Source organism: Nocardia sp. N2S4-5 (assembly GCF_044628355.1).
In the GTDB taxonomy this organism is placed as follows: Bacteria; Actinomycetota; Actinomycetes; order Mycobacteriales; family Mycobacteriaceae; genus Nocardia; species Nocardia wallacei_B.
Genome location: NZ_JBIUPM010000001.1, coordinates 5804849 through 5826587 on the forward strand (window position 1 = coordinate 5804849; position 21739 = coordinate 5826587).

At 69.6% G+C, this 21739-nt stretch carries 22 protein-coding genes; 9 read left to right on the forward strand and 13 right to left on the reverse strand.

Annotated features, from left to right (window positions below):
* Nucleotides 1–20 precede the first annotated feature (20 nt).
* From ACFMRZ_RS26645 to ACFMRZ_RS26660, 4 genes are all read left to right on the forward strand, one after another.
* The gene (locus ACFMRZ_RS26645; RefSeq protein ID WP_280274665.1) at nt 21–614 is read left to right on the forward strand and encodes a Uma2 family endonuclease; all 594 of its coding nucleotides are present in this window, start codon (nt 21–23) and stop codon (nt 612–614) included.
* Nucleotides 615–1004: 390 nt separating this feature from the next.
* A complete protein-coding gene (locus ACFMRZ_RS26650; RefSeq protein WP_400181193.1) occupies nt 1005–1769 on the forward strand; it encodes an ABC transporter ATP-binding protein in 765 nt (254 codons plus the stop codon).
* Nucleotides 1754–3331: a hypothetical protein gene (locus ACFMRZ_RS26655; RefSeq protein ID WP_400181194.1), complete on the forward strand. Its 1578-nt coding sequence runs from the start codon at nt 1754–1756 to the stop codon at nt 3329–3331. The genes ACFMRZ_RS26650 and ACFMRZ_RS26655 overlap by 16 nt, the downstream gene beginning before the upstream one ends.
* A gap of 240 nt (nt 3332–3571) precedes the next feature.
* Nucleotides 3572–4993 (forward strand): hypothetical protein, encoded by a 1422-nt coding sequence (locus ACFMRZ_RS26660; RefSeq protein WP_400181195.1) that lies wholly within the window; start codon nt 3572–3574, stop codon nt 4991–4993.
* An 8-nt stretch (nt 4994–5001) separates the two neighbouring features.
* Here the strand turns inward: ACFMRZ_RS26660 and atzF are convergent, their stop codons facing one another.
* From atzF to ACFMRZ_RS26685, 5 genes are all read right to left on the reverse strand, one after another.
* Nucleotides 5002–6627, reverse strand: coding sequence for an allophanate hydrolase (gene atzF / locus ACFMRZ_RS26665; RefSeq protein WP_400181196.1), 1626 nt, complete (start codon nt 6625–6627; stop codon nt 5002–5004).
* On the reverse strand, nt 6624–8591 hold the full coding sequence (locus tag ACFMRZ_RS26670) for a 5-oxoprolinase/urea amidolyase family protein (RefSeq protein ID WP_400182979.1): 1968 nt from the start codon (nt 8589–8591) through the stop codon (nt 6624–6626). Before ACFMRZ_RS26670 ends, atzF begins: the two co-directional genes overlap by 4 nt.
* Before the next feature lie 104 nt (nt 8592–8695).
* Complete coding sequence (locus tag ACFMRZ_RS26675; RefSeq protein WP_400181197.1) at nt 8696–9313, reverse strand: urea amidolyase associated protein UAAP2; 618 nt, start codon at nt 9311–9313, stop codon at nt 8696–8698.
* Nucleotides 9310–10059, reverse strand: a complete 750-nt coding sequence (locus ACFMRZ_RS26680) for a DUF1989 domain-containing protein (protein WP_400181198.1) — start codon at nt 10057–10059, stop codon at nt 9310–9312. The genes ACFMRZ_RS26675 and ACFMRZ_RS26680 overlap by 4 nt, the downstream gene beginning before the upstream one ends.
* A gap of 42 nt (nt 10060–10101) precedes the next feature.
* Nucleotides 10102–11622: an amino acid permease gene (locus ACFMRZ_RS26685; protein WP_400181199.1), complete on the reverse strand. Its 1521-nt coding sequence runs from the start codon at nt 11620–11622 to the stop codon at nt 10102–10104.
* Between the two features lie 201 nt (nt 11623–11823).
* Here ACFMRZ_RS26685 and ACFMRZ_RS26690 point away from each other — a divergent pair, with 201 nt between their 5' ends.
* Both ACFMRZ_RS26690 and ACFMRZ_RS26695 read left to right on the forward strand, forming a co-directional pair.
* Entirely contained in the window at nt 11824–12492 is a 669-nt protein-coding gene (locus ACFMRZ_RS26690) for a TetR/AcrR family transcriptional regulator (protein ID WP_400181200.1), read from the forward strand.
* A 91-nt stretch (nt 12493–12583) separates the two neighbouring features.
* Entirely contained in the window at nt 12584–14224 is a 1641-nt protein-coding gene (locus tag ACFMRZ_RS26695; protein WP_400181201.1) for an MFS transporter, read from the forward strand.
* Here ACFMRZ_RS26695 and ACFMRZ_RS26700 read toward each other — a convergent pair.
* The 7 genes from ACFMRZ_RS26700 to ACFMRZ_RS26730 all read right to left on the reverse strand — a co-directional run bounded on the left by ACFMRZ_RS26700 (nt 14211) and on the right by ACFMRZ_RS26730 (nt 19105).
* Nucleotides 14211–14609, reverse strand: a complete 399-nt coding sequence (locus tag ACFMRZ_RS26700; RefSeq protein ID WP_280274629.1) for an NUDIX domain-containing protein — start codon at nt 14607–14609, stop codon at nt 14211–14213. The two genes, ACFMRZ_RS26695 and ACFMRZ_RS26700, sit on opposite strands and share 14 nt — an antisense overlap.
* Nucleotides 14610–14700: 91 nt before the next feature.
* Nucleotides 14701–15231: a hypothetical protein gene (locus ACFMRZ_RS26705; protein WP_400181202.1), complete on the reverse strand. Its 531-nt coding sequence runs from the start codon at nt 15229–15231 to the stop codon at nt 14701–14703.
* Nucleotides 15232–15288: 57 nt separating this feature from the next.
* Nucleotides 15289–16089, reverse strand: a complete 801-nt coding sequence (locus tag ACFMRZ_RS26710) for a family 1 encapsulin nanocompartment shell protein (RefSeq protein ID WP_400181203.1) — start codon at nt 16087–16089, stop codon at nt 15289–15291.
* The gene (locus ACFMRZ_RS26715; protein ID WP_400181204.1) at nt 16086–17117 is read right to left on the reverse strand and encodes a Dyp-type peroxidase; all 1032 of its coding nucleotides are present in this window, start codon (nt 17115–17117) and stop codon (nt 16086–16088) included. Before ACFMRZ_RS26715 ends, ACFMRZ_RS26710 begins: the two co-directional genes overlap by 4 nt.
* A gap of 65 nt (nt 17118–17182) precedes the next feature.
* Complete coding sequence (locus ACFMRZ_RS26720; RefSeq protein WP_280274625.1) at nt 17183–17509, reverse strand: cupin domain-containing protein; 327 nt, start codon at nt 17507–17509, stop codon at nt 17183–17185.
* Nucleotides 17510–17786: 277 nt separating this feature from the next.
* Complete coding sequence (locus tag ACFMRZ_RS26725) at nt 17787–18284, reverse strand: dihydrofolate reductase (protein ID WP_400181205.1); 498 nt, start codon at nt 18282–18284, stop codon at nt 17787–17789.
* On the reverse strand, nt 18281–19105 hold the full coding sequence (locus tag ACFMRZ_RS26730) for a thymidylate synthase (RefSeq protein WP_400181206.1): 825 nt from the start codon (nt 19103–19105) through the stop codon (nt 18281–18283). The genes ACFMRZ_RS26725 and ACFMRZ_RS26730 overlap by 4 nt, the downstream gene beginning before the upstream one ends.
* A gap of 80 nt (nt 19106–19185) precedes the next feature.
* On the opposite strand from ACFMRZ_RS26730, the gene cobF reads away from it, so the two are divergent.
* Nucleotides 19186–19935: a precorrin-6A synthase (deacetylating) gene (cobF, locus tag ACFMRZ_RS26735; protein WP_400181207.1), complete on the forward strand. Its 750-nt coding sequence runs from the start codon at nt 19186–19188 to the stop codon at nt 19933–19935.
* Nucleotides 19936–19941: 6 nt separating this feature from the next.
* On the opposite strand, the gene ACFMRZ_RS26740 is transcribed toward cobF, so the two are convergent.
* Nucleotides 19942–20394, reverse strand: a complete 453-nt coding sequence (locus ACFMRZ_RS26740) for a MarR family winged helix-turn-helix transcriptional regulator (protein WP_400181208.1) — start codon at nt 20392–20394, stop codon at nt 19942–19944.
* Nucleotides 20395–20466: 72 nt separating this feature from the next.
* Here ACFMRZ_RS26740 and ACFMRZ_RS26745 point away from each other — a divergent pair, with 72 nt between their 5' ends.
* Nucleotides 20467–20835, forward strand: coding sequence for a VOC family protein (locus tag ACFMRZ_RS26745; protein WP_280275779.1), 369 nt, complete (start codon nt 20467–20469; stop codon nt 20833–20835).
* A gap of 35 nt (nt 20836–20870) precedes the next feature.
* Nucleotides 20871–21737 (forward strand): Fpg/Nei family DNA glycosylase, encoded by an 867-nt coding sequence (locus ACFMRZ_RS26750; RefSeq protein ID WP_280275778.1) that lies wholly within the window; start codon nt 20871–20873, stop codon nt 21735–21737.
* The last annotated feature ends 2 nt before the right edge of the window (nt 21738–21739 follow it).

The window sequence follows — 21739 nt, forward strand, 5'->3', positions numbered from 1 at the left end:
AGGAGGTGGCTTACGTGGCGATGCCGGTACCCGAGCGATCGTCCGCCTTGCTACCTGCGGGGGATCGTTGGACCGCGGCCGACCTCGATAACCTGCCCGATCACGGAATCCGGTACGAGGTCCTGAATGGCCAGCTCATCGTGAACGCCGCGCCGAAGCCGCGTCACCAAGAAGTTCTGACCTGGTTGCTGATCGACTTGATCGCCGCGAAACCCAGCGATTACTGGGTCTGGCCAGGTCTCGGCGTCGTGATCGGTGACGACGAGCCCATTCCGGATCTCGTTGCCGGTAAAGGCAGCGTGGAGAAGGACAGCCGAGGTGTTCCAGCCGAGCACGTCCTCCTCGCGGTCGAGATCGTCTCTGCCTCGACAACATTGCAGGACAGACTGGTGAAGCCCGCCGTCTACGCGGAGGCGGGCATTCCGAACTACTGGCGCATCGAGGCCAACTCGTTCAAAGGCCGTCTTCCCGGCGAAGCAATTCCGGTGCTGTTCGCACATGTTCTCGCCGAGAACGGCGAATACGAATTGACCCATCGGATCGCCGCGGGCGAGCCCGCAACCCTGCACTCGCCCTTCGAGTTCACCATCGATCCAGCCACCCTACTGCGCTAGCCGGACGGATACCGCGAGGAACTCGTACGCCGATCCGCGTTCTCGGCGACACCTACCAGACCTACTCGACCCGGGTCCGCGCCCGGTACGAACACACCCGCCGCCAGCTCCACGGAGGCGGACCGCCCGGCCTGTGCGGACACAATCCGCGCACACACGGCAATCCTTGCCACTTCGCGCCGATTTGCGTCCGCTCAGGCCGGGTCACGACTTTCGGTGTCGGTTTCCGACGACCGTCGCGTCCTCGTCGATGCAGGGATCCATATTGGTGAACGCGTCGGGGATCTCGGGCGGGCGGCACGGTGTTGGGTGACGGGCGGTGTTGCGCGGGTTGGGCGTGGGACGATCCCTGATTGAGGGATGTGAGGCGCGTTCGGTGGAAGGGGAGTCATGCGGCCGGATAGTCCAGCATTGCGGTTGAGGGGCTTGTACAAGGGGTTTGGGGGGCCTTGGGTGGTGGAGGGGGTGGGGTTGACTGTGCCGCCGGGGTCGTTCTTCGGGTTGGTCGGGCCTAATGGGGCGGGGAAGACGACTACGTTGTCGATGGCGGTGGGGTTGTTGCGGCCGGATGCGGGGGAGTCGCATATTTTCGGGGCGGATGTGTGGGCGGATCCGGTGCGGGCCAAGACGATTGTGGGGGTATTGCCGGACGGGCTGGCGTTGCCCGAGCGGCTCACCGGACGTGAATTGCTCACGTACACAGGACTTTTGCGGGGGATGCCCGCGCACACCGTGGCCGAACGGGCGGCGGAACTGCTCGCCGTCCTGGAACTCACCGACGCCGAGAACACCTTGGTCGTCGACTATTCCGCGGGTATGCGCAAGAAGATCGGGCTGGCGACGGCGCTGCTGCACGCGCCGAAACTGCTGGTGCTCGACGAGCCCTTCGAGGCCGTCGACCCGGTGTCGGCCGGCACCATCCGCACGATCCTGCAGCGCTTCGTCACCGCGGGCGGTTCGGTGGTGCTGTCGAGTCACGTGATGGCGCTGGTGGAGAACCTGTGTGACCGTCTCGCGGTGATCAACCGGGGACGGGTCGTGAGCACGGGCACGGTCGCCGAGGTGCGCGGCGAGGGCACGCTGGAGGAGGCGTTCGTGCGGCTGGTCGGCGGTCGCGTCGGCGGCGAGGAGGGGCTGTCGTGGTTGGCGTCCTGATCAGGATGCGATGGCGGCTGACCGTTCGTTCGCTCAGCAGCGGCAAGGCCGCGGTCGCTTTCTGGATCGGGTTGGTGTTCGGTCTGCTCGCCGCCGGATTCACCGCTTTGTTCACGGCATTGGCCGGGCACGAGTGGGACCTGCCCTCGGCGATCAACGTCGCCGCCGCGCTCTACGCGGTATGGACACTGGGCTGGCTGTGCGGCCCGATCCTCGCCGGGAGCAGCGACGAGACCTTGCAACCGGAGCATTTCCGGCTACTGCCGCTGAGTTACCGGCAGCTGGCGACGGGATTGCTGGCCGCCGCGTTCGCGGGCCCGGCGGCCGTGGTGAACCTGATCGCGTTCGGTGGTCTGGTCCTGCTGGCCGCCCAGGTCGGGGTCGCGGCAACGGTGGTCGCGGTGCTCGGCGCGGTGCTGCAACTGGTCTTCGTGGTGGTGCTGTCACGGGTGCTGCTGGCCTGGATCGGTGCGGCCATGCGCTCCCGGCGCGGCCGTGACCTCGGTGTGCTGCTCGCCGCGCTGGCGGGCCTGGCCTACTACCCGATGCAACTGCTGATCACCACTGTCGCACCGAAATTGGAGCACGCGGCACAACCGGTCGCGCTGGCATTGCGGATACCGCCCTCGGGCTGGGCACCCTACGCCGTCGAGGCGGCCGGGCGGGGACAGTGGTGGCTGTCCGCGCTGTGCCTGCTGGGTCTGGCACTGCTGTCGGCCTTGTTGTGGCAGGCCTGGGCGGTGCTACTGCGTCGCAGGCTCATCACCACGGCCGCGCCCGCGGGTCCCGTTCGGGTGCAGACGGGCCGCGGCATCCTGACACGGCTGGCGCCCGCAACGCCGGTGGGCGCAGTGGTGACCAAGGAACTGCGCACCTGGTGGCGCGACAGCCGCCGTCGCGCCGCGCTGCTGCCGTTGCTGCTGCTCGGCATCGTGCTGCCGGTGATGCTGTCGCTGCAGGGCACGGGTGTCCCGGTGCCGTTCACGGGGACCTTCGTGGTGTGGATGGCGGCGATGGCCAGCGCGAACATGTACGCCTTCGACGGCACCGCGCTGTGGCACACCCTGGTCGTCCCCGGTGCGAGCCGGGCCGACGTGCGCGGTCGGATGATCGCCTGGGTGGTGCTGGTCGGTCCGCTCGCGCTGCTGCTCACCCTGATCCTACCCGGAGCGCTCGGGCAGGCCGAGTTCTATCCATGGGCGGTGTCGACACTGCCGGTGTTCGTGGGCGTCGGGGTGAGCGCCGCGATCTTCCTGTCGGTGTACGCGGCGTATCCGCTGCCGCCGCAGCGCGGCAACCCCTTCGCGGGCGGCGGCGGAAATCCCGGCTGCGCAAGGGCATTGGTGCAGCTCGCGGTCGGTTTCGGCCAGTTGCTGGTGAATCTGCCGGTGCTCGCGATCCTGGGATTCGGTGTCTACCTGCACAGTCCGGTGGTCCAGTGGTGCGCACTGCCCGTGGGGCTGGCGTCGGGCGTCGGCACGACAGTGCTGGCGGCCCGCGTCACCGAGCGACGACTCGATTCCCATGGGCCGGAGTTGCTTGCGGAAGTGAAACCCCGCTGAGATTTCGGAGCCGTTGTGCGCCTACGTTTTTCGCGCCACCAGCGGTACCACGGGCGCGAACGGCGCATGCGCGCAACAGCGCTACTCGGCCGTCCCGTTCGCGCCGTTCCCGAATCGGGTAGTCGACTACTACGGCGATCCCGGTTCCGCGCGGGCATGCTCGGACCCTGAGGGCAATTTCGTCCAGTCGCAATGCTCCCGCGGGCCGGCGCCGTGACGATATTCCGAGTAGGAAGACAAGTGGATCAGATCCTGTACTGGAACAACGTGGCGCTGGAGTCGGATCGGATGGCGCACACCGTCGTTCATCATGCCGAACGTGGTGTGCGCGGAACGGTCGGCAGCTCCCGTGCGCTGTCCATCACCCACCTCGCCATGCACGACGCCTATTTCGGCATCGTGCCCGCGGCGCACGGCACCTATCTGACCACGCCGCCGACCGCGCCACCGGGCGCCTCCGCCGAGGCGGCCGTCGCGGTCGCCGCCCACACCACCCTCACCGCGCTGTATCCGGCTCAGACCGCCCGGCTGGACGCGGCATTGCAGCAGGCCGGGCTGCGCGGTCCGGGCACGGGCACCGGCAGCGCGCACGGCCTGGCCGTCGGCCACGCCGTGCTGTCGGCCCGCGCCGCCGATCCCGGACTCGATGGTGTCGGTTACCGCCCGAGCCTCGAACCGCTGAAACACCGTGCGGATCCGGCGAATCCGGACCAGGGCTACTACGCGCCGCACTACGGCGCCCACTCGCGCTGCTTCGCGGCGACCACCCGGCACACCCTCGACGCCCCGCCCAAGCAGACCGACCCCGCCTACGAGCGGGCGCTGCGGGAGGTGCGCGGCAAGGGCATCGCCACCGAGCTGTCCGGCGCGCTGCCGCCGGGCCTGTCGCCCCGCACGCCGGAGGAGACCCTGATCGGCACGTTCTGGGGTTACGACGGCGCGAAGAAGATCGGCACGCCGCCCCGGCTGTACAACCTGATCGTGCGCGCGGTCGCCGCCGCCCGGCGGTCCGGAATCGCGTCGAACGCGCGGTTGTTCGCGCTGGTCAATGCCGCCATGGCCGACGCGGCCATCCTGGCCTGGGACGACAAGTACCGGCACAACCTGTGGCGCCCGGTGCTGGGAATCCGTGAGCACGATCCGTCCATGGGCCCGAAAGGCCTTGCCGCACAAGGGTGGGACGCGTTGTGCGACCCGTTCTGGCTGCCCCTGGGCGCGGCTCACACCAACGAGCCCGGCATCCCCTCCGCCACACCGCCGTTCCCGGCGTATCCGTCCGGCCACGCCGCGCTCGGTGCGGCCGCCTTGCAGATCACCCGCCGCCACTGCGGCATCGGCACGGATGGCCCCGATTCCCTCACCGACGGACTGGCTTTCGTATCCGACGAACTCGACGGCGCCGGCATCGACCGGTACGGGATCCGCCGCCCTCGGCACACACGCACCTTCCCGGGCGGGCTGTGGCAGATGATCGAGGAGAATGCCCGCAGCCGCGTATTCCTCGGCGTCCATTGGAGTTTCGATGCCTTCGCCGTCGACGCGGACGGCCGGATGGACCTGTCGCAGAACATCGGCGGCGTGCGGCTGGGCTTGGACATCGCCGGTGACCTGTGGGCGAACGGACTGCGGGCGGCCGCGGCGGCGGGTCCGCGGCTGCCGTGAGGGCGGGATCAGACCGCCCCGGCGGCGAGGGCCGCGCGCCAGCCGCCGTATTCGCTGATGTCCTTGGCGGCGGCCGCCGCGGCGGCGTCGCAGCCGAACGCGGTGGTCCATCTGCCGTCGTCGAGTTCGACCGCGCCGAGCTGCATGGGAGCCGGTAGCCCGGTCAGGAAACGACCCAGTGCGGCGGGGGAGAGCAGCCAGCGTTCACCGGCCACGGACACGCCCGTCTCACCGTCGGCGCACCTGGTTACGGCCGGTTTCGGTGGCGTGGTGTCCAGGGCGCCCAGCCGGTAGGCGGGTGCGGTGCGGACGGCTCCGTCCCAGCGCGCGCCCAGTTCGGTGAGCTGGTGCTCGAGTGGTTGCCCGCGCAGGTGGGCGCCGAACACGACGAGTTCGTGCACCGGCGCCACCCGCAGCGGCCATGCCGGATCGGGCAGCGGAGAGTCCTTGTCGCCGTTGCCGATCAGCGCCGCGATATCCAGCGCCACGGCGTCCTCGAAGGCGCGGCCGAAGACGGTGACGCCGAACTGTGCCTCGCCCGCCATTCCGGCCGGCACCGCGACCGCGCACAGGTCGAACAGGTTGCAGAAGTTCGTGTAGGTGCCGACCCGCGAGTTCACCCCGATCGGGTCGGCCTCGACCTCGGCGATCGTCGGGTGGATCGGTGTCGTGGGGGCCAGTAGGGCGTCGGCGCCGCGCAGGCTGTCCAGTGCGCGCGCCCGCAGCCGCTGCAACTCGGCGAGATCGGAGACCAGCCGGTGGGCGGGGATATCCCGGGCGTTACCGATGATCGCGCCCACGGTCGGGTCCACCGCGTCGGGGTGCGCATCGACGAATTCCCCTACGGCCGAGTATCTCTCGGCGACCAGCGCACCGTCGTAGAGCAGCCGCGCCGCGGCGAGGAACGGCTCCGGATCGACGGTCACGATCCGCACGCCACGCTCCCGGAGGCCCGCGACGGTGCGGTCGAATGCCGCCTGCCACACGGGATCCAGCGCGTCGAGCGAATCGAACACCGCGACAACCGGTTTCGGCGGCGCGGCGAGTCGGACATCCGCCGGCCAGGCCCGGTCGGGCGCCCCGGCGGACATGACTCCCATGGCCCGGTTCGCCGTCGCCGGATCGGCCGCGAAGATCGTCACGCAGTCGTAGGAACGGCAGGCGGGCACCACGCCCGCGGTATCGACCACGCCGACCGTCGGTTTGATCCCCACGATGCCGTGGAACGCGGCGGGCACCCGGCCGGAACCGGCGGTGTCGGTGCCGATGGCGATATCCGCCTCGCCGAGCGCCACGGCCGCCGCCGATCCCGAACTCGAACCGCCGGAGACATACTCCGGCCGCAGCGCGTTGCGCACCGCCCCGTACGGCGAGCGCGTGCCGACGAGCCCGGTGGCGAACTGATCGAGGTTCGTCTTCCCGACCACGACCGCACCGGCCGCCCGCAGTGCGGCCACGGCCGCCGCGTCCTGCTCGGGCCGGTACGCGAATTCGGGGCAGCCCGCGGTGGTCGGCATCCCGGCCACGTCCACGTTGTCCTTCACGGCCAGCCGCAATCCGCCCAGCGGACCTTGCGCCGCCGCAGTCTCGGCCGCGACTTCGGCTTCCGGCCGCCGATGAATCCACACAGTCATGGGCCAACTTTCGCGTCGGTCAATTCGCCCGCGGTCCGCCAGGAGTCGCGTTCGGCCCCGAATGCCTCGGCTTGGCGGCCGCGGAACTCGGCGATCGCGTCGGCGTTGTCGTCGAGAAAACGCCGGTGCTCGGCCAGCCGGAATTCGCCCTCCTCGACCTGCAACTCACAGTGCCCGGCGGCGAAATCGGCACGGCGCTCCAGCAATTCGTCCGCCGAGACGGGATACCAGCGGATCCGGTCGAAGTACCGGAGCAACCACGGATCCTCGTCGCGGGCTGGACCGGACCGGGCGGCGGCGAAGGACCGGTGGTTCCACACCTGTGTGGTCCGTCCGACGAACTGATATCCGCCCGGACCCTCCATGCCGTAGATACACAGGTACGCGCCGCCGATGCCGACCGCGTTCTCCGGGGTCCAGGTGCGGGCCGGATTGTATTTGGTGGTGACCAGGCGATGCCGCGGGTCGGTGGGCGTGGCGACGGGCGCGCCGAGGTACACGTCACCCAGTCCCAGCACGAGATATTCGGCCGCGAACACGGTGTCGTAGACGTCCCGCACGTCGGCGAGGCCGTTCATCCGGCGGATGAACTCGATATTCCACGGGCACCACGGCGCGTCGGCGCGCACGCCGTGCATGTACCGGGTGATGGCCTCCCGGGTGGCCGGATCGTCCCACGACAGCGGCAGGTGCACGGTGCGGCTGGGCACCACCAGGTCCTCGGCCGGTGGCAGCGCCGCTTCCGCCTCGGCCAGCAGCGCCAGCAGCGTCGCGGTCGGCAGCCGGTCCGGATCGATGCGCACCTGCAGCGACCGCACGCCCGGGGTGAGCTCCGTGATGCCCGGCTCGCGTCGCTCCAGCAGGTGCTGGTGCAGGGCGTGCACGCGGGCGCGCAGCCCCAGATCCAGTGTCATGTCACCGTATTCGACCAGGACGCCGTCGTCACCGGCACGCCGGTAGGTGACCGAGGTGTCGTCGGATTCGCCGCGGGCCAGCACGCCGTCGTCGCCGTCACCGCCGGTGGACAGGACGAACGGCCAGCCCGCGCGGCGGGCGGGGCCCAGCGCACTCGGCGCGGCGGCCCGGTCGGCGCGCACCGGGACGAAGCGCACCGTATCGCCCGGCGTGAGCTGTCCGAGCTTCCAGCGGTCGGCGGCCGTGACCGTGACGGGACAGACGAAGCCGCCCAGGCTCGGCCCGTCCGGCCCGAGCAGGATCGGGGTGTCGCCGGTGAAGTCCAGTGCGCCTACGGAATACGCGTTGTCGTGGATGTTCGAGGGGTGCAGTCCGGCCTCGCCGCCGTCGGTGCGCGCCCACTGCGGTTTCGGGCCGATCAGCCGCACCCCGGTGCGGTCGGAGTTGAAATGCACCTCGTAGTCGGTGGCGAGGATGGTGTCGAAGTCGTTGCGCGTGAAGAACTCCGGCGCGCCGTGCGGTCCCTCGGTGACGGCGAGATCCCAGCGGTGGGCGAACACCGGCTGCTCGTCGGCGGGTATCGCGGTGGCGACCGGGCCGTGCGCACGGCCGAGCGCGAGGATGTCACCGGGCCGCAGGGCATTGCCGGTGTCGCCACCGAAGTGGCCGAGTGTGAAAGTTGCTGCGCTGCCCAGGTATTCGGGCACCGCCAGCCCGCCCGCGATCAGGACGTAGCACCGCATGCCGGGGCCCGGCATCGCGCCCACGTCCAGCACGCCGCCGGCCGGGACCTCGACGGTCCGCCATTGCGGTACGCGCACCCCGTCGACGGTCACGGTCACCGGCGCGCCCGTCACGCACAGCCGCGTCGGCTCGGCGAATCGCAGCGCCGGACCGGCCAGTGTGCACTCGAGTCCGGGCGCGCCTTCGGGATTGCCGACGGCGCGGTTGCCGAGCCGGAACGACAGATCGTCCATCGGTCCCGACGGCGGCACGCCGACGTGCCAGTATCCGATCCGGCCCGGCCAGTCCTGGACCGTCGTCAGCATTCCGGGCCGGATCACCTCCAGGGACGGACCGTCGTGCCCGGATGTCTCGTCGACCGAAGGCGCCGAACGGCTTTCGGCTTCCGGACGATCGGTGATCGCGCTGTTCATCGCGTCACCGCCATGCGCACCGGCGTCGGGTCGAAACCATTGCACGGGTTGTTGATCTGCGGACAGTTCGACACCAATACCAGCGTGTCGATCTCGGCCCGGAGCGTGACCTTCTTTCCCGGCGCCGACAGCCCGTCCACGATGCCCAGGGTGCCGTCGGCCTCCACCGGGACGTTCATGAACCAGTTGATGTTCGACACCAGATCGCGCTTACCCAGACCCCATTTCAGCGCCTCGGTGAGGAAATTCTCCACACAGGCGTGCTGGTGGCGGGTGTGGTGGCCGTAGCGCAGCGTGTTCGACTCCTGCGAGCACGCGCCCGCGACGGTGTCGTGGTTGCCGACCTCGTCGGCGACCACCGTCATCAACGCCGTGCCCGCGTCGGTGCGCAGCACGCTGCCGGTGGTCAGGAAGATATTGCGCTGGGCGGCGACGGTGGCCTGCGCGCTGTAGCGGTCGGCGTGGTCGGCGGCCGAGTACAGCAGGCAGTCCACGGCCTGATTGCCGTGCAGGTCGATGATCTCCAGTTGGTCACCGGCCCGCACCACCGCCGACCAGGGTGCGCGGGCGGGAACGGTTTGATCCAGCACGACGGTGCGGGCGAGCGTGGTCACAGTGCCTCCAGGGTGCGTGCGGCGTGCCAGGCCTGTTCGGTGTTCTCGACGGCGCGCAGGTATTCCGGCTCCGAATTGTGCTGCTGGGCAAGGTCTTCGGGGGCATACCAGGCGACGATGTCGAGATCGGTCGGCGGTGTGCTGTCCAACGGGTGCGCGGCATCGGCGACCAGCAGCGTGACCGGAAGGTGAACCAGCAGGTCCACGGCGGCCCCCGCGCCCGACCCACCCGAGGCCACCAGGCCACCCGCGGAGTCGACCCGGACACCCCGGAAGAACGAGACGGTCGGGCCGATATCCCGTGGCGTCAGGCCGTGTTTGGCGCCGGCCAGCCGCAGTGCCTGCCGTGCCGCGTCGCTCGGGCCGCACAGTGTGTCGTGATGTCCGGAGGAGTCGGCGACGACGGTGGCCAGCACTCGCCCCTGATCCGACAGCAGCGGATGACCCGCGCCCAGATAGGCCTGCCACGGGACCTTCACGGTATCTGCGACATTGAGCCGCTCCCATGGCGATTCGGCGCGCAACAGCAGCAGGTGCGCACACGCCGCCCCACCCGGGTCGCCGAGCCGGACCCGCGTCCCACGCCCCAGCGCCACATTCGCGTATCCACCGGCCGGTACCCGCTGCGCGAAGATGATGCGGTCTGCCGAAACATCCTGCGGCAGTGCGGGTCCATCGACCGCGGCGGCCGCCGCTTGCGCGCGGGCATGCTCCCGCGCCCCGGTCGTCGATGCCGTAGTGGTCATGCTCGGCTCCTTTCTCGGAGAATGTGTCAGTCGTTCCAGGGCTCAGGCGGGCTGGACGGCCGGAACGGCGCGGCGGGCCGGAGCCGCGACGACCACCTGGTGCACGATCGCACCCACCGCGATCGCGGCGGCGACGAAAAGCGGTGCGGCCCAGAGCATCCACCACCCGCCGCCCTCCGGCGTGTAGACCTCGGCGCGCGGCCAGGCCAGGTTCACCACCATGGCGACGCCCCAGACGACCGCGACCACGTTCACCGGAATTCCGAAGCGGCCCAGGGTGAACAGGCCCTCCGGCGCCGAGGCGCTGTCGGTCCACCCCGTCACCCGGCGCACCAGCAGCGGCACCGTCACCAGGAGATAGGCCAGGTAGAGCGTGACGATGCAGACGCTGGCCAGCGTCGCGAAGATCGCCGGATTGCCGAGATTGACCACCAGCAGCGCGATTCCGAGCGCGCCGATCAGGACCGACGGCAGCACCGGGGTGCCGAACCGGGGATGCACCGCGGCCAGTCGCCGCGCGAACGGCAGCTTCCCGTCCCGTGCCATGGAGAACATCAACCGCGAGCCCGCGGTCTGAATCGCCAGCGTGCACACCGTGATCGCCACCGCCACGCAGGCCAGCAGCACCTTGCCCGCCGGGGTGGCCAGCTTCGCCGAGATCACGTAGGCCAGCCCGTCGCTCGCCAAGGCCCCGTCGGTCAGGCTCGGCGCGGCCATCAGCGCGCCGAGCAGCATCAGCCCGCCGCCGAGCGCGGACACGGCCAGCGCGGTGAGGATGGTGCGCGGCGCGACCCGGCGCGGGTTCTTGGTCTCCTCGGAAAGCTCACCGGCGGAATCGAATCCGACCATCACGTACGCGGCCATCAACCCCGACACCAGGAACGCCGCCCAGTACGGGCCCGGCGCCGCGGTCGCGTTGTCGAACACGACGTTCGGACCGCGCTCGGCGTGCGAGAAGAACAGCGCGATCGTCGCCAGCACGCCGACGATCTCGACGGTGACGCCGATGGTGTTCAATCGCGCCATCAGCTCGATGCCGACCACGTTCACCACGGTGGTCAGCACCAGCAGCACGCTGCCCAGCAGCACCGCGTTCATCGCTCCGGATCGGGAGGTCAGCGCGGTATCGGTGCCGATGATCTGGAAGCCGCTCCAGATCGAGGGCAGCACCACCTGCAGGGCGATCGCGGCCGCGGCGGCGGTGACGATCTGCGCGATGATCATCATCCAGCCGGCGAACCAGCCCACCACCTCACCGGCGAGCCGCCGCGACCACTGATAGATGCAGCCGGAGATGGGGTAGCGGGCCGCCAGCTCGGCGAAGTTCAGCGCGACCAGGAATTGCCCGGCGAAGACGATCGGCCAGGTCCAGAAGAACGCCCCGCCACCGAACCCGTAGCCGAAGCCGAAGAACTGGAAGATGGTGGTGAGGATGGAGACGAAGGAGAACCCGGCCGCGAACGAGGCGTAGCGGCCGAGCTTGCGGTGCAGAACGGGCTGGTAGCCGAACCTTTCGAGGTCGGCACTGTCGGACTGGACGACGGGGGCGAGCGTGGTGGCCATGGGCGGGAGTCCTTAGGCGTCGTGGCCAATATCTATCGAGTGAAAGTTTTCCAATCCGTGCCGCCGCGGTGGTGACGCCGATGTATCGGTCCCGCCCCTTCGGGTAACTTCTGCGTTGCCCGCGTTTCTGTCGGATGACAGAAATCTCACGAGTGCCGACGTGCGCAAGGTCGGGCGGCGTCGATAGGCCAGAATGAAGAGGTGACGCAACTCGGACCCGGCCGCCCGCGTCTCGAACCGCGGCGGCGCCAAGGGCACACGCCGCGCGCCGAGATCCTCGACGCGGCCGCGGAGCTGTTCACTACCAAGGGATATGCCAGCACCTCGACCCGCGGCATCGCCGATGCGGTGGGGATCCGGCAGGCCTCCCTTTATCACCACTTCTCCGCCAAGGACGACATCCTCGACGCCCTCCTCGACGAAACCGTCACCGGCCCATTGGCTTTGGCGACTCGGCTGCGCGGAGAGCCCGACCCGGCGCCGGTGCGGCTGTATGCGCTGGCCTGGTTCGACGTGCGTCAATTGTGCTCCGCGCGTTGGAATCTCGGCGCATTGTATCTACTGCCGGAGCTGCGATCCGAGCGGTTCGAGGCGTTCCGGCTGCGGCGCGAGGAGTTGCGCGGCCACTACGAACAGCTGGCGGGCGAGGTGCAGGACGAGACCGGCGCGTCGCCCGTAGCGGGGGTGCGGGTGCTGCCCTTCCGGCTGGTGGAGAGCGCGATCAATATTCGCTCCGACGAAGGGTCCGCGCCCGGGTACGCGGAGCGCCTGATTCCCGAGGCCGCGCTGCACCTGCTCGGCTGGTCGGGGGATCAGGAGGCCGTGCGGTCCGCCGCCGAGCGGCTGCTGGAGCGTGTCGCGGCCGCCTGAGCAGGCAGGCGAATTTTGGGCAAACCGCTCGTAGACTGTGTGGGACCCGAGGTTCTTTCACGGCGTTCCCACTCGACGGCGGGAGTTGCGCATGACGGACGTGGAGCTAGCTTCGCCCCTGCACCAGGACCCTCGGCGCGGCCGTGCGCTCGCGGTGGTGGCGCTGGGCCTGGCCATGGTGAGCCTCGACGGCACCGCGGTCGGCGTCTCGCTACCGGCGATCATCCGGGATCTGGGCCTGAGCTTCACCCAGGCCCAGTGGGTGACCGCCGTCTACGCGCTGGTGTTCGCCGCGCTGCTGATCACCGCCTGGCGCGTGGGTGATCGGTTCGGTCGCCGCCGCGTCTTCGCCGCGGGTGTGGTGGTGTTCGTCGCCGGTAGCCTGCTCGCCGCCGCGGCGGACGACGCGTCGACGCTGATCTGGGGCCGTCTCGTGCAGGGCATCGGCGGGGCGGCGGTGCTGGCGGGCGCGCTGGCGACGGCGCGGGCGGTGATTCGCGAGCGTGATCGGGTCCTGGCGTTCGCCGCGTGGGGCGTGGTCGTGTCCGCGGTGGCCGTCGTCGGTCCCGTGCTCGGCGGCTGGCTCAGCACCAGCTTCACCTGGCCGTGGATATTTCTGGTGAACGTGCCCCTCGGCGTGGTGGTGCTCGCGGGGCTTGCGCTGTTCGTGCCGGAGAGCAAGGCGCGCGGCCCGGTGCCCGGACCGGATATCGACGGCCTGCTGCTCAGCGCGGCCGGTTTCGCGCTCGTGGTGTTCGCGCTGATCGAGGGGCAGACCTACGGCTGGTGGAAACCGCTGCGGGAGTTCGGCTTCTTCGGACTGACCTGGTCGACTCGCGCGGCGAGTTCACCGATTCCGCTTCTGCTGGTGCTCGGGGTGGTGCTATTGGCGCTGTTCGTGCTGTGGGAGCGGCATCGGGCGCAGGGGGAACGTGCTGGGCTGTGCGATCTTTCGTGGTTCACCGCGCGGGATTTCCGATGGGGGAGCCTGGTCGTGCTGGCCGTGACCCTGAGCGAATTCGGTCTGCTGTTCGTGCTGCCGCTGTATCTGGTGAACGTGCTCGACCTGACCACGCTCGGCAGCGGTTGTGTGCTCGCCGCGATGGCGCTGGGCGCACTGCTGACCGGTGGCGTCGTCGCGTCGCGGGCGCGGCTGTTCGCGCCGGTGTGGATGGTGCGGGCCGGACTGGCCGTCCAAACGGTGGCCGTGGCGGTGACCGCGCTGTGCGTGTCGCCGGACGTGTCGCCATGGCTGCTCGGGGTGCTGCTGGCCTGCTACGGAATCGGCTTGGGAGCGGTCGCCGCGCAGCTCACCGGGGCCCTGCTCGGCGACGGGCGGTCCGTGGACACCGGGCCGTGGGCCGCCTGGCTGACGGTGCGGCAGGTCGGTTTCGCGCTCGGTGCCGCGGTGCTCGGCGGGGTGCTGGCGGTGTCGTTGTCGCGCATAGTGCCCGATCGCCTCTCGGACGTGCCGGGACTGCCGGACCGGGCCGTCGACGAGGTGGCCGTGGCGACGCGGGAATCGGCCGGTGGGGCCGTCACGGTGCTGCGGGAGCGCGACGGCACCCAGGTGGTCGTGGACGCCCTCGCTCGCGGATTCGCCGACGCCACCCGTGTCACCCTGCTCGTCGCCGCGCTGGTGCTGTTGCTCGGCCTCCTTGCCTCCAGCCGAATCCCGTTGCGCGACGGGCGCACTGGGTCAACCGATTTCGGCCCGTTCACCAGTCGATGAGGCCCAGCTCGTGCAAACGCCGGAACACCAGCATCGACCCCGGCGCGACGTGCGGCATGGCGGCGTATTCGCCGCCGGTGAAATAGCGGATCTCGGCGACCTCGCTGGTCGGCTGCGGCTCGCCGGTCAAATCGGCGGTGAAGCACGTCATGTGCAGTGCGGTGCCGGGCGCGTGCCCGTACGCCTCGCATTCGAACACGCCCAGTTCGCGGTAGGCCGCCACCGCGACGCCGAGTTCCTCGCGCACCTCGCGATGCAGCGCTTGCACCGGCGTCTCGCCGGGATCGATCTTCCCGCCCGCCATATAGAAGACGTCCTTACCGGTTGACCGCGCCTGCAGCAGCCGCCGCTCCCGGACGTGCGCCACCGCCGCCGTCCGGATCATGCGCTCCGCCTCACCACGAATCTCCGCCTCACCACGAATTCCCGCCTCACTACGAACTGTTCTCCTCGTCGTCCGGAATGCGTTGCCGGGATCACCGGGCCGGCGGCGCGAGCTTCCAGTGCTCGTGCAGCGACTCCGCGATCTGCGGCAGCAAGGTCACCGGAATTCGCTTGTGCCGCAACACCTTCCGAATCTCGGCCACCTGCTCCCGCTTGCGGTGCTCATAGGCGTTGGACACCGGGCGCACCACCGGCGGAATGCTCAGCAGCACCAGTTCGCTGTGCGGTTCGTCGCCACCGGTCAGATCCAGCGCCAGCGACCAGCGGGCCCGCTCGTCGAGCGTGAACCGCCCCGCGACCACCCGCTCCCAGTCGATGCTGGCTTCGTGCAGCGGCGTCCGCAGATAGATGGCCTGGTCGGCCAGCACCACGGCATCGCGCCCGAACAGCCGCACCAGCAGCGCGATCGCCACCACCGCCCCGGCCGCCAGCCCGGTGAAAACCCGATTCACCCCGAACACACCGACCACTCCCGCGCAGATCAACACCGTGGTCAGCACGCCCAGCACGCTGTACACGAGCGCCCGCCGCCCCGGCACCACCCCGGCCCGCACCGCTGTCATCGACCCTCCTAGCTACGCGAGCCACCGTACCGGTCGGGTGCTGGGCCGGGGTAGCGATCAGGACCGCAGGGCGACCGCGGCTTCGGCCGTGTACACCAGGAACGTCATGCTCTGCTGGAAATAAAGCTCCACCGCGTCGGCGTCGTGGGACTGGTAGCCGATCGAGACGTCCTGGCCCAGTTGCAGGTCGAAATCGCCGCCTCGGGTGGTGAGCACGAACGCGCCGTCGATGGCCGGGGCCCAGATGATCTCACCCTCCGGGATGAGACGCTCGATGTGCGTGCGGATCGGGTGGCCGTGGTCGGAAGTCTCACTGACCTGGGTGTACAGGTCGGCGCACAGCAGCACCGAGTACGGGCCGTCGACACCGGCCAGCCGCAGCTCGCTCAGCGCTTGCGCGATGGCCTCCGGTACCAGCCGCGGATCCGCGGGCAGCGCGACCGGCTCGTTGGACGCCGCGGCCCGGATGCCGGTGATGTTCGCCGCCGGGTAGCCCTCGAAAATGGCCCGGTCCTCGGCGAAGGCGATCTTGCGGGCCGCGTCCTTGACCGCGTCCAGATCGATGTCCTGGGCGCCGCGCTCGACATTGTCGAGTTCCTCGCGCAGCAGCGTGAACGGCACCCGCAACTCGACCAGCGGAGCCACCAGCCGCTGCCGGGCCAGCACGCCCTCGTCCGGGGCGGTGATGGCGGTCGTGCGGCCCAGCCCGACCGCGGAGTAGTCGGTGCCGTGCGGTCCCGACAGATCCACCACCCGCCGGCCGGCGATATGGCGCTTGAACGTGCGCGTCGCTTCCTCCTCGATCGCCGACCAGGCCGCGGCGGTGATCGGCGCGAGTTCGCGGTGCAGGTTGTTCATGCCTTACTCCTTTTCAACGTGCCGATACCGAGAGAGCCGGCCCCGGGGGGCGCGGCGCCGGACAGCTCGAGGTCGTCGTCGGCCACCGCGACCCGCGCCTGCGGCGGGTCCGGCGGATCCTCCAAGAATTCGGTCGTCGGGGTGAAGAACAGGGTGCCGGTGACCGCTGTGGAGAAATCGAGAATGCGGTCGTAGGCCGCCTCGTCGCTCCCGAGGAACATGCGCTCCAGCATGCGCTCGGTGACGCTCGGCGTGGCGGCGTAGGCGATGTAGTAGGTGCCGAACTCGCCCGCCCGGACACTGCCGAACGGCATATTGGCACGCAGAATCTGGCGCTGCGTGCCGTCCTCGTCGTACACGGTATTGACCGCCACGTGCGAATTCAGCGGTTTCTCCGCGTCCGGCAGCTCGATATCGCGCTGCTTGGTGCGGCCGACGACGAGTTCCTGCTCCTCCACCGACAGCGCGTTCCACGCCTCCAGATCGTGGGTGTACTTCTGCACGATCACATAGCTGCCACCGGCGAAATCCGGATCCTCCGCGCCTACCAGCGCCGTCGCCTCCGCCGCGCGGCCCTCCGGATTCTCGGTGCCGTCGACGAAACCGAGCAGATCGCGCTGCTCGAAATAGCGGAAGCCGACCGTCTCGTCGACGATGGTCGCCACGCCGCGCAGCCGGTCGCCGATCACCATCGCCAGCTCGAAACAGGCGTCCATGGATTCGGCGCGGAGGTGGAAGAGTAGATCGCCCGGCGTGGCCGGAGCCGCGTGGTACGTGCCGCGGTAGCCTGGAAACTCGTGCAGCTCAGCCGGTCTCGGGCCGGAATAGAGGCGATCCCAGGCCGCGGAACCGATGCCGGCGCAGCAGCTCAGCTCGCCCCCGGGAACCCGGAAACCGACCGACCGCCGCAGCCCGGCCAGGTCGGCGAGCAGATCGCGAACCGCCGGCTCGCCTCCCTCGTCGATGGTGGCGACGAGGAAGATCGCGGCCCGTGTGAGCGGATCGAGAATCGGCTGCGGCTCACCCATGATCGACAGATTACGGGGTTCCGCCGAACGGCGGCCGGGTGGGATCCGCGGCTACCGCCGGCGCGTCACATGGCGACGGTCAGCAGGAACACCACGTCGTCGATGGCCTTCACACTGTGCCGGGCGCCCGGGAGCACCAGCAGATCGCCCGGCGAACCCTTCCACTCGTTGGCGCCGCTGAGCACGGTCAGCGTGCCGGTGAGCACCTGGATCGTCGCCTCCCCGGGCGTGTCGTGCTCGGCCAGGCTGTGCCCGGCGGTCAAGGCGATCACGGTCTGCCGGAGGCTGTGGGCGTGGCCGCCGTACAGCGTCTGCGAACTGCGTCCACTCGAGGCGGTCGCGGCCAGCTTCAGTTGCTGCCGGGCCACCGCCGTCAGCGATTTCTTGTCCATTTGCCCCTCTGGATTTTTGGCCGCGGCTTCGCCGCGGCGGGTTTCGTGTTTGTTGGCCGCGGCTTCGCCGCGGCGGGTTTTCGGCGCCCTTGGTCTCGGTTTTCGGGTGCCGTTGCTGGCTCCTTCGTCGCTTTGCAGCGGCACCCGAAAACCGAGACGCGCCGAAAACCAGGGTGGTTGGTGTACTGGTTCGGTTTTCGTATTGTGCGGGAGTGGGGGGTGGTTGGAGGTGGTTATCGGGGTAACTGTGTTCGGACGTCTCAGTTTGCTTGCTCTGTTATCGCAGGTAGCGGCGCCAGCGGAACTGTAGGCCGGTGGTGGATTGTTGCCAGTCGGTGGTGGAGTCGATGTGCCAGTCGGGGCCTATGGTGGGGGCGTGGGCGTCGCCTTTCACCTTGGTGTTCACCTCCGTGATTATCAGTTCGGTGGCGTAAGCCATTGCGGCTCGGTAGATTTCGCCGCCGCCCATGACCCAGGTGAGGTCGGCGTCGGCTAGTTTCAGGGCCTCTTCCAGGGAGGTGGCGCGTTCGGCGCCCGCGGCGGACCAGGTGGGCTGGCGGGTGATCACGATATTGCGGCGTTCGGGGAGGGGGCGGGCGCGTTCGGGGAGGGAATCCCAGGTGCGGCGGCCCATGAGTACGGGGTGGCCCGAGGTCACTTTTTTGAAGTGCGCCATATCCTCGGGGACTCGCCACGGGATGGTGTTGTCGGCGCCGATGACGCCGTCGGGGGTCTGGGCCCAGATCAGGCCTACTCGTGCCGTTCCGGGTTTCATACCGCGACCGGCGCCTTGATGGCGGGGTGATGCTGGTAGTCGACGACCTCCACGTCCTCGAAGGTGTAGTCGAACAGCGAGGGTGCGGGGCGCAGGCGCAGGCGCGGGAAGGGGTACGGCTCGCGGCGCAGTTGCTCGCGGACCTGCTCTACGTGGTTGTCGTAGATGTGGCAGTCGCCGCCGGTCCAGATGAAATCGCCGGGCTCCAGACCGGCCTGCTGGGCGACCATGTGGGTGAGCAGGGCGTAGCTGGCGATATTGAACGGGACGCCGAGGAACAGGTCCGCGCTGCGCTGATACAGCTGGCAGGACAGTCGGCCGCCCGCGACATGGAACTGGAACAGCGCGTGGCACGGCGCCAGCGCCATCTTGTCCAGCTCGGCGACATTCCACGCCGACACCAGCATTCGGCGCGAATCCGGATTCGTGCGCAGAGTGTGCAGGACTTGGGAGATCTGGTCGATGTGCGCGCCGTCGGGTGTCGGCCAGGAACGCCACTGCACGCCGTAGACGGGGCCCAGTTCGCCTGCGGCGTCGGCCCATTCGTCCCAGATGGTGACGCCGTGCTCGCGCAGCCAGCCGACGTTCGAATCGCCGCGCAGGAACCACAGCAACTCGTACACGATCGACTTCAGATGCACCCGCTTCGTGGTGATCAAGGGGAAGCCCGCCGAGAGGTCGTAGCGCAATTGGTGGCCGAAGACGCTGCGGGTGCCGGTGCCCGTGCGGTCCGCCTTCGGCGTTCCGGTGTCCAGCACGTGCCGCAGCAGGTCCTCGTACTGCGTGTCGCGGTGAGCGGGAGGGGTTCGGACGCCGTCCATGTGGGCCGAGTCTACGCACGGCCGAGCGTGGTGCGGGCAGGGGTGACGGGCGTCGTGGCGCGCCTGGCAAGCTGAGCGGCGTGCGGCAGCTCTATGTGATCGGGATCGGCGCGGGGGATCCCACCCAGGTAACGGTGCAGGCCATCGAGGCCATGCGCCAGGTGGACACGTTTTTCGTCATCGGCAAGGGCGACGCGAAACAGGAGCTGGTGGCGGTGCGCACCGCCATCCTCACCGCGCACACCGACCGCCCCTACCGGACCGTCGAGATTCCCGACCCGCCCCGCGAGCGCAGCGTCGGGGACGCGAATTACCGTGGCGTGGTCGAGGATTGGCACGAGCGCCGGGCCGCCCTGCTGGAGGCCGCGTTCGCGGGTACCGAGGGTGTCGGCGGCATCCTGGTGTGGGGCGACCCGTCCCTGTACGACAGCACCCTGCGCATGATCGGCCGGGTGCTCGACCGCGGTGTGCTGCGCTTCGAGCACACCGTGATTCCCGGCATCACCAGCGCCCAGGCGCTCGCCGCGCGACATCGCATCGTCCTGCACGAGATCGGCGAGCCTGTCCACATCACCACCGGTCGCCGGCTACGCGAAGAAGGCGTCGCCCCGGGCGAATCCACCCTCGTCATGCTCGACGGCGAAACCTCCTTCACCACCGTCCCCGGCGCTGATCTACATATCTGGTGGGCCGCCTACTTGGGCATGCCGGACGAAACATTGATCGAAGGCCCCCTGCACGAGGTGGCGGATACGATCGTGCGCCGGCGGGAGGAACTCCGCGCGGCCAAGGGCTGGATCATGGACATCTACCTGCTGCGACGCCGCTGACCCGCGTCAGGTCGTGTGGTCCTGCGCGGGCTCGCCCAGGGCGCTCGCCATGGTTTTCAGGTCGGACAGCAGGTGCCGCAGGCGCTCGGCGGTGAGGTCGGCGGTCATGCGTTGCTCGATCGTCAGGATGTCGGCTCGCGCGGCGCGGAGGCGCTCGGTTCCGGCCAGGGTGAGCTGAGCGGGGAGCGCCCGGCCGTGCGGGGCTTGGTCGGGGCGGGTGACCAGGCCGGCGGCTTCCAGGTTGCGTAGCACCACGTTCATGGATTGCCGGGTGACGAACGCGTCGCGGGCGAGGTCAGCGTTGGAGCGGGCGGTGTCGCCGTCGAGCAGTTCCAGGCAGACGTATTGCGGGACGGTGAGGTCGTGCCGCCGCAGCCGGGCGTCCATGGTTGCCCGCAGCGCCGCCTGCGCCCGTTTGAGTTCGTAACCGACCAGGTTGCCGAGTTCCGTGCGATTCATGTCAAAAGTTTGACATACCGAATGGCCGCACGTACCGTTCCCTATGTCAAAGTTCTGACATAGGAGGTCATCGTGAAGGTCACCGGATTCGATTTCATCGGCTTGCAGGTGCGCGATCTGGCAGGCGCCGCCGCGTTCTACGAGGAGCGGCTGGGTCTGCGCCGAGCCGCGGCCGCCCCGCCCGGCGCCGTCGTCTTCGACACCCGGCCCGTCCCGTTCGCGGTGCGCGAGCCGCTGCCGGGTGTCGACCTGAGCGCCGTGCCGCGGCCCGGGCTGGGTGTGGCGCTGTGGTTGCACGCCGACGACGCCCCCGCGCTGCACGACGAGCTGGCCGCGGCCGGGGTCCCGATCGTGCGGCCGATCGCCGACGGTCCGTTCGGTAAGCATTTCGCCTTCGCCGACCCGGAGGGCTACGTCATCACCGTGCACGACGGCGAGTGATCGCCGATGTCGGTGGTGGCCGGTAGTCTGCGAGAGTGCCCGAGTTACCCGAAATCGCGGCGCTCGAGCGGTTCCTCGCCGAGCACGCGGTGGGCGCGGTCGTCGGGCGGGTGGATGTCGCGGCACTGAGCGTGCTGAAGACATTCGACCCGCCGATCACCGCGCTGTCCGGTCGTGACGTCCTCGCGGCGGGGCATTGGGGAAAGCATCTGGGATTGAACTGCGGGGGCCTGTGGCTGATCACGCATCTGTCCCGAGGCGGGTGGCTGCGCTGGATCGACGAGCCGAGTCCGAACCCGCCCAAGCCGGGCAAGGGCCCGCTCGCCCTGCGCGTGCACTTCTTCACTCCCGAGGGCGCGACCCCGGCCTTCGACCTCACCGAGGCGGGCACCAAGAAGCGCCTCGCGGTCTGGGTGGTCGAGGATCCGCAGGCGGTCCCGGGCATCGCGCGGCTGGGGCCCGACGCGCTGGCGGTCACCGAGGCGCAGTTCGCCGAGATCCTGCGCGGCACCTCGCAGCGACTGAAGACCGCGCTCACCGACCAGACGCTGCTGGCGGGCATCGGCAACGCCTACTCCGACGAGATCCTGCACGCGGCCAAGCTGTCCCCCTTCGCCACGGCGGGCTCGCTCGCCCCGGAGAAGACGGTGCTGCTCTACGAGGCCATGCGCGCCATCCTCACCGACGCGGTGAACCGTTCCGTCGGCCAGGACGCCGCCCGGTTGAAGGGCGAGAAGCGTTCCGGCATGCAGGTGCACGCCCGCACCGGCCTGCCGTGCCCGGTGTGCGGCGACACGGTCCGCGAGGTCGCCTACGTCGACAAGTCGTTCCAGTACTGCCCGACCTGTCAGACCGGCGGCAAGATTCTCGCCGACCGCAGGATGTCGCGCCTGCTGAAGTAGTT